Below are 7,234 nucleotides of genomic sequence, written 5' to 3' on the forward strand. Positions count from 1 at the left end.
CGCTGCCTTCCCGGCCCGTTCCCCCTCGTTTCCCCGGAAGGCAGCGATGTCGCCCCGTCACCTCGTCCCCGGCTTCTCCTGGCACCGCCGCATGACCCCGAGGGAGCCCGGCGAGGAGCACCGCACGGCGACCGTCCTGGAGCTGTTCTTCGACCTGTGCTTCGTCACCGCCGTCGCCCAGGCCGCCGCCGCGCTCGAACACGAGGTCACGGCCGGGCGGACCTGGCACGGCGTGCTCGGTTACGTCTTCGTCTTCTTCGCGATCTGGTGGGCGTGGATGGGCTTCACGTGGTTCGCCTCCGCGTACGACACCGACGACGTGCCCTACCGGCTGCTGACCCTCGTGCAGATCGCCGGTGCTCTCGGCGTCGCCGCCGGGGCGCGGGACGCCCTGGAACACCTCGACTTCACCGTCATCACCTGGGGCTACGTCGCGATGCGGCTCGCCGGGGTCGCCCAGTGGCTGCGGGCCGCCGCGGGTGATCCCGGGCGGCGCGCCACCTGTCTGCGCTACGCGGCGGGCATCCTCGTCGTGCAGCTCGGCTGGCTCGGGCGGCTCGCGCTGCCGCACGGCGCCGGGCTGTGGTCCTTCCTCGTCCTGGCCGCGGCCGAACTCGCCGTCCCGGCCTGGGCGGAGCGGCGCACGACGACGACCTGGCACCCGCACCACATCGCCGAGCGCTACGGGCTCTTCACCCTCATCGTGCTCGGCGAGTCGATCACCGCGGCCGTCTCGACCCTGCGCGGCCTCCTCGACGAGCACGCCCTCGGCGAACTGCTCCCCGTCGGCATCGGCGGGCTCCTCACCGTCTTCGCGCTGTGGTGGCTCTACTTCCTGCGCACCGAGCCCAAACAGCTCGGCTCGCTCGGCGCCGCGCTGCGCTGGGGGTACGGGCACTACGCCGTCTTCGCCTCGGCGGCCGCCGTCGGCGCGGGCTTCGCGCTCGCCGCCGAGCACGCGGGCCACGGCGAGCACGCGGACGCGGCGACCTCGGCGGTCTTCACCGTGCCCGTCGCCGTGTACGTCCTCGTGGTCCGCCTCCTCCAGCGCGAGCCGCAGGCCCCGGGCCCGATGGACGCGCTGTGGGGCGCGGGCGTCCTCGCGGTCCTCGCGGTGACCTTCACACCCGAGCCCGTCCTCGCGGCGGGACTCGTCCTCGCGGTGCTCGTCGCCGCCGTCGTCGCCCTCGCGCACGTACGGGGCCGGGAGGCGGTGGCGCGCGGCTGACCCGCGCGCCACCACCGGCGCGGTACCGGGCTCAGCCCGCCTGCGGCTCCACCACGATCTTCCGGCCCACCCCGGCGGCGAACCGCTCCAGCGCCTCCGGGTAGGAGCTGAGCGGCAGCCGGTCGCTGATGAAGACGCCCGGGTCGAGGACGCCGGAGGCGAACAGCTCGGCGGCCCGCTCGTAGCTGTGCAGCACCGCCATCGAGCCCGTGATGGTGATCTCCTGGTTGTAGATCCGGTACGGCTCGATCGTCGCCGTCGTCGCGTAGTCCGCGACGCCGAACTGGAGGAAGGTGCCCGCCTTCGCGACGCGGCCCAGGCCGTCCTGGATCGCCGCGGCGTTGCCCGTCGCGTCGATCACCAGCTCCCAGCCCCCCGGCCGCTCCAGGGCGTCGGGCGTGGCCGCCGTCGCGGAGCAGCCGAGCTGCGCGGCGGTCTTGAGGCGCTCCTCGTTGAGATCGACCACGTCCACCGAGACGGCCCCGGTCCGCTTGGCGAGCTCCAGCATCATCAGGCCCATCGTGCCGGAGCCGTAGATGAGGACGTGCGCGCCGAGCTGGGACTTGAGGACGTCGTAGCCGCGCACCGCGCAGGACAGCGGCTCGATGAGCGCGGCGTCCCGGGTGCGGACGTGGTCGGGGAGCTTGACGCAGTTGGCGACGGGCGCGACCGCGTACTGGGCGGCGCCGCCCGTCGTCGTGACGCCGATCGCGGCCCACCGCTCGCACAGGTTGTTGTGGCCCGTACGGCAGTAGCGGCACTCGTAGCAGTACAGGGAGGGATCCACGGCGACCCGGTCGCCGGTGCGCAGCTCCGTGACCCCGGAGCCGAGCGCGACGACCGTGCCGGCGAACTCGTGGCCCGGGACGACCGGCAGGGTGGGCGCGAACTCGCCCTGGAGGATGTGCAGATCGGTGCCGCACAGGCCGCACGCCGCGACCTCCACGACGACCTGGCGGGGCCCCGGGGTGGGGTCGGGGACCTCCGTGACGACGGCGTTCCCGACGGACTCGATGACGGCTGCCCTCACTTGACGGCTCCAAGCGACAGGCCCTGGACGAGTTTGTCCTGGGCGGCGAACCCTGCGGCGAGCACCGGCAGGGAGATGACGAGCGACGCGGCGCACACCTTCGCCAGGAACAGGCCCTGGCTCGTGATGAAGCCGGTCAGGAAGACGGGCGCGGTCTCGGCGACGACACCGGAGAGCACCCGCGCGAAGAGGAGTTCGTTCCAGCTGAAGATGAAGCAGATGAGCGACGTCGCCGCGATCCCGGGGAGTGCGATCGGCGCGACGACGCGCGCGAGGATCATCGGCAGGCGTGCTCCGTCGAGCTGAGCGGCCTCGATGAGCGCGGTCGGCACCTCGGCGAGGAAGGACTGCATCATCCACACCGCGATCGGCAGGTTCATCGAGGTGTAGAGGATGACGAGCAGCCAGATGTTGTCGAGGAAGTCCGTGTTCTTCGCGAAGAGGTAGATGGGCAGCAGGCCCGCGACGACGGGGAGCATCTTCGTGGAGAGGAAGAAGAACAGGACGTCCGTCCACTTGCGCACGGGCCGCAGCGACAGCGCGTACGCGGCGGGCAGCGCGAGGACGAGGACGAGCAGCGTCGAGGCGAGCGAGGCGACCGCCGAGTTGATCAGGGCGGGCCAGGGGCTCGCGCCGCCGCCGCTGCCGAAGAAGTCGCGGTAGGCGTCGAGGGTGAGCGAGGCGCCGAGCGCGGGCGGGTTCTTCGCCGCGTCGGGCTCGGAGTGGAAGGAGGTCAGGACCATCCACGCGATCGGCAGGAAGGCGAGGACGCCGAGGACCCAGGCGAGCAGCCCGAGCGCGGTGCCGCGGCGGCGCGGGCCGCGCGGGGCCCGCGCGGGGGCGGCCGGGCGAGTACGGGGCAGGTCAGCGGTGGCGGTGCTCATGACCGGCCCACCTCCTCACGGAAGAGCGACGAGACGACCCGCAGGACGAAGGTCGCGAGGATGAGCGAACCGATGACGACGAGGACCCCGGCGGCCGAGGCGAGCCCGTTCTCGTGCGCCTGGTAGAAGGTCTGGTAGACGGTGTACGGCAGGTTCGCCGTCCCGAGGCCGCCGGAGGTGAGCGTGAACACGGCGTCGAAGTTCTGCACGATGTAGATCGAGCCGAGCAGCGCGCCGAGTTCGAGGTAGCGGCGCAGGTGCGGCAGCGTCAGGTGCCGGAAGATCTGCCAGGCCCCGGCGCCGTCCATGCGCGCGGCCTCGATCAGTTCCGGCGATCGGCTCTGGAGCCCGGCGAGCAGGATGAGCATCATGAACGGTGTCCACTGCCACACGAGGCTCGCCTCGACGGCGATGAGCGGCGTGTTCGACACCCAGTCCGGCTGCGGGGCGCCGTCGCCGCCGACCCAGTGCAGCAGGCCGTTGAAGAGTCCGTACTCCGGGTTGAACAGCACGTGCTTCCACAGCAGCGCGGCGGCGACGGGCACGAGCAGGAACGGGGCGATCAGGAGGGTGCGGACGATGCCGCGCCCCGGGAACTTCCGGTCGAGCAGCAGCGCGAGGCCGAGCCCGAGCACGAGGCTCACGAGGACGACGGAGGCGGTCAGGACGATCGTCGTGAGGACGGACTTGCGCAGGTCGGGATCGCTCAGGACGTCGCCGTAGTTGCTGAACCACGTGAAGCTGCGGGCGTCGGGGTAGAGCGCGTTCCAGTCGAAGAGGGAGATCACGAGCGTCGCGACGAAGGGGAGCTGCGTCACGACGATCATGAAGATCAGGGCGGGCAGGAGCGGGGCGCGGGTGGCCCAGGCACGCAGGCGGGAGCGCGCGGCGGCGTCTGTGCTCCGCTGCGGTGCGGTGGAAGGGGGTGTCGCGGTCGCGGTCGTCATCGTCCCTCGTACTCCTTCGACACCTCGGCGGCGAGCTTCTGCGACGCGTCGAGCGCGGCGTCCACGGACGTGCGGCCCGCTATCGCGGAGCTGAGCTCCTGCGAGACCTTCGTGCCGAGGTCCGTGAACTCGGGGATGCCGACGAACTGGATGCCGGGCGCGGGACGCGGCTGCACGCCCGGGTCGCGGGGCTTGGCCGCCGCGATCGCGTCGCGCGTGACGTCGGCGAACGCCCCGGCCTCCTTGCGGTAGGCGGGCAGCTCGTACGTGGAGGCGCGCTTGCCGGCCGGGACGTTGGCCCAGCCGTAGGTCTTGCCGACGAGGGACTCGTACTCCTTGCCCGTCGCCCACTCCATGAACTTCCAGCCCTTGTCGGCGTTCCTGGACGCCTTCTGGAGGCCGAAGGCCCAGGTGTAGAGCCAGCCCGAGGACTTCGTCTTCACGACGGGCGCGGGCGCGTAGCCGATCTTGCCCTTGACCGGGGACTTCGCGGCTTCGAGCGAGCCCGCGCCGGAGGTCGCGTCGTACCACATCGCCGTCTTGCCCTGCGTCAGGTTGTTCAGGCACTCGGCGAAACCGGACTGCGCGGCGCCCGACTCGCCGTGCTCGCGCACGAGGTCCACGTAGAACTTCACGGCCTCGCGGAACTCCTTGTCGCCGAGCCGCGCCGACCAGTCCTTCGCGAACCACGTGCCGCCGAAGGTGTTGACGACGGTCGTCAGCGGCGCGACCAGCTCGCCCCAGCCCGGCAGCCCGCGCAGGCAGATCCCGCGCATCCCCGGCCGCGCGCCGTCGAGCTTCGCGGCGATGCCGGCGACCTGCTGCCACGTCGGGTGCGCGGGCATCTTGAGGCCCTTCGCCGCGAGCACGTCCTTGCGGTACATGAGCATCGAGGACTCGCCGTAGAAGGGCTCCCCGTACAGCTTCCCGTCGTCGCCCGTGAGCGAGTCGCGCATCGGCGCGAGGATGTCGTCCTGGTCGTAGGACGTGGACTTGGCGACGTAGCCGTCGAGGTCGTGGAGCCAGCCGTTGCGGGCGTAGATCGGGATCTCGTAGTTGGAGAGCGTCGCGACGTCGTACTGGCCCGCCTGGTTGGCGAAGTCCTGGCTGATCTTGTCGCGCACGTCGTTCTCGGGCAGCACGGTGAAGTTCACCTTGATGCCCGTCTCCTTGGTGAAGTGCGCCTTCGTGAGCTTCTGGAGCTCGACCATCTGCGGGTTGTTGACCATGAGGACGTTGATGGCGTCCCCACCGGAGCCCGCCCCGCCCGCGCCCGCCCAGCAGCCGCTGAGGAGGAGGGCGGTACTGGCGAGCAGGGCGAGTTTCGGGCGGGCTCCGGGGCTATGGGGGGTGCGGCGCCGGGAGGCGCCGGCGGGTATGCCGCGGGGGCGGGCGGTGTCCGATGGACCGGCTGGGCCCGTCGTTCCGGCTGTTGCGGGTGGGCGGCGGCTCGGAAGGCGCATGGCGACTCCGTGGGTGGGTGGCGGCGGACTGGGGCGGGGGAGTGTCGGAGGGGACCTGTCGAAGGGGGAGCGTCGAAGGGGGCGTCCGGTGCGGTCAGACGCGGAGGACCTGGGGGCCGAGCTGGGCGTAGCGGTGGGCTTCGGCGGCGGGGAGGCGGGCGCCGGTGACGATCGTGTCGAGGTCGGGGATCGCGGCGAAGCGGCAGAACCCGGCGGCCCCGAACTTGGTGTGCACGCCCGCGAAGACGCGCCGCCTGGCCGCCCGTACCGCCTGCCGTTTCACCTCGGCGACGGCCGGGTCCGGAGTCGTCAGGCCGTGCTCGCGCGAGATCCCGTTGGCGCCGATGAACGCGAGGTCGAGCACGAAGCCGGAGAGCATCCGCGTCGCCCAGTGCTCCACCGTCGCGAGCGTCCCCGCCCGGACCCGGCCGCCGAGCAGCAGCACCGTCATGTGCGGGTCGGCGGCGAGCGCCCCCGCCGTCGACAGCGAGGCCGTCACGACGGTGAGGGGCCGGTCGCGCGGAAGCGCCTCGGCGATGAGCTGCGGGGTGAAGCCCTCGTCCACGAAGACCGTCTCGGCGTCGTGGAGCAGCCCGGCGGCGGCGCGGGCGATGGCACGCTTCTCGGGCACGTGCATCGTCGTCCGGTAGGCGAGCGTCGTCTCGAACCCGGAGCTCTCGACGGGGTATGCCCCGCCGTGCGTACGGCGGACCAGCCCGTGGTCCTCCAGCGCCTGGAGGTCCCTGCGGACGGTCTCCTTCGCCACGCCCAGGCGCTCCGCCAGCGCGTTCACCTCCACCGAGCCCCCCTCGCGGGCCGCGCGCACGATCTCGCGCTGCCGCTCGGGGGCGCCGGGCCGCTCGGCGCCCCGCGTCCCGGACCGGGGGGCGTCGGCCCGGGACGCGCCCGGCTGCCGCGAGCGGGCCCGGGGGGAGCCGGACCGCGCGGAGCCGGGGTGCGGGGTGCCGGGGTCGGCGGGGGTGCCGGTGTGCGCGTTGCCGGGGCCGGGGGTGCCGGACTTCGTGGTGCCGGACTTCGTGGTGTCCGGCGCCGGTACGTCGTCGTGGGACGTGTCCGTCCGGCGCGCCTCCCCGTGGGGGGTGTCCGGTCGTGGGGCGTCGGCCCCGTGGTGGAGCGCCGTCATCGCCGCCTCGCCTTTCGGTGGGTCACCGGCCTGACCGGGCGTGCGGTGCTCGCGCGCCGCCGCCCGTTCGGGCCGTACGCAGAGTTGTAGTGGGCGTGCCGGTGCCCGAACAGGCGCGGCACCGGGGGAATCCTGCCCGCTTGGGCCCGCCCGAGACATGGTCCACCGCTGCGGGTCGTACGGCGTGAGCTGGCGTTTCGGGGCTCGGCGGGCCCGGTGCGGGCGAGCCGGGTTGCCCGTTCGGGGGTGTGTGCGGGCCCGGTTCGTGTCCGTACGGGGTGACGGGCCCCGCCCGGGGTGTCGCTTTCGCGGGGTGCGGGCGGGGGGTCCCGCCCCGGGAGCGGTGCTCAGCGTCCGCGCGGGCCCCGGGGTCGGTGGACCGGGAGGAAGGCGGCAGTCGTGGCCGTCGGCGCGGCGGTTCGGAGAGACGGGGCGCGGGGATCGAGGGCCGTGACCGGGGGCGCTCCCGCGCCCCTGACCGGGTGCCGCCGACCGCGCGCGAGCACGTTCGCCGTGGCCGCCGCACGCCGGGAAGAGG

The 7,234-nt window shown here is 73.1% G+C and carries 6 protein-coding genes; 1 reads left to right on the forward strand and 5 read right to left on the reverse strand.

Annotated features, from left to right (window positions below; genetic code table 11):
* The first annotated feature begins 46 nt into the window (after positions 1-46).
* Complete coding sequence (locus SSBG_RS23785; protein ID WP_008748619.1) at positions 47-1,228, forward strand: low temperature requirement protein A; 1,182 nt, start codon at positions 47-49, stop codon at positions 1,226-1,228.
* A 31-nt stretch (positions 1,229-1,259) separates the two neighbouring features.
* Here SSBG_RS23785 and SSBG_RS23790 read toward each other — a convergent pair whose 3' ends face one another.
* From SSBG_RS23790 to SSBG_RS23810, 5 genes are all read right to left on the reverse strand, one after another.
* On the reverse strand, positions 1,260-2,258 hold the full coding sequence (locus SSBG_RS23790) for a zinc-dependent alcohol dehydrogenase family protein (protein WP_008748620.1): 999 nt from the start codon (positions 2,256-2,258) through the stop codon (positions 1,260-1,262).
* Entirely contained in the window at positions 2,255-3,142 is an 888-nt protein-coding gene (locus tag SSBG_RS23795) for a carbohydrate ABC transporter permease (RefSeq protein ID WP_037870496.1), read from the reverse strand. Before SSBG_RS23795 ends, SSBG_RS23790 begins: the two co-directional genes overlap by 4 nt.
* Positions 3,139-4,089: a carbohydrate ABC transporter permease gene (locus tag SSBG_RS23800; RefSeq protein ID WP_008748622.1), complete on the reverse strand. Its 951-nt coding sequence runs from the start codon at positions 4,087-4,089 to the stop codon at positions 3,139-3,141. The genes SSBG_RS23795 and SSBG_RS23800 overlap by 4 nt, the downstream gene beginning before the upstream one ends.
* A complete protein-coding gene (locus tag SSBG_RS23805; protein ID WP_008748623.1) occupies positions 4,086-5,552 on the reverse strand; it encodes an ABC transporter substrate-binding protein in 1,467 nt (488 codons plus the stop codon). The genes SSBG_RS23800 and SSBG_RS23805 overlap by 4 nt, the downstream gene beginning before the upstream one ends.
* A gap of 94 nt (positions 5,553-5,646) precedes the next feature.
* A complete protein-coding gene (locus SSBG_RS23810; protein ID WP_037871857.1) occupies positions 5,647-6,381 on the reverse strand; it encodes a DeoR/GlpR family DNA-binding transcription regulator in 735 nt (244 codons plus the stop codon).
* Positions 6,382-7,234: the final 853 nt, after the last annotated feature.

Source organism: Streptomyces sp. SPB074 (genome assembly GCF_000154905.1).
GTDB lineage: Bacteria > Actinomycetota > Actinomycetes > Streptomycetales > Streptomycetaceae > Streptomyces.